The sequence below is a fragment of the Secundilactobacillus mixtipabuli genome, from assembly GCF_002217925.1.
Taxonomy (GTDB): domain Bacteria; phylum Bacillota; class Bacilli; order Lactobacillales; family Lactobacillaceae; genus Secundilactobacillus; species Secundilactobacillus mixtipabuli.
In genome coordinates this window covers 1-255 of sequence record NZ_BCMF01000045.1, presented here as the reverse complement: position 1 = coordinate 255, position 255 = coordinate 1, and the positions used below count along the sequence as shown (strand labels likewise).

Below are 255 nucleotides of genomic sequence, written 5' to 3'. Positions count from 1 at the left end.
TAGATAGGCTAGAAGTGGAAGTGCAGCGATGCACGGAGCGGACTAGTACTAATCGGTCGAGGACTTAACCACGAGTAGTGGTGTTCATCGGTAAGAGAAAATGATATTGTCTAGTTTTGAGAGCATCAGTTCTCAATAGTGTGGTGGCGATAGCCTGAAGGATACACCTGTTCCCATGTCGAACACAGAAGTTAAGCTTCAGCACGCCAAGAGTAGTTGGGGGATCGCCCCCTGCGAGGGTAGGACGTTGCCACG

At 50.2% G+C, this 255-nt stretch carries 1 rRNA gene; it reads left to right on the top strand.

Annotated features, from left to right (window positions below):
- Nucleotides 1-139: 139 nt before the first annotated feature.
- Nucleotides 140-255, top strand: a 5S ribosomal RNA gene (gene rrf / locus IWT5_RS11910); the annotation flags it as partial.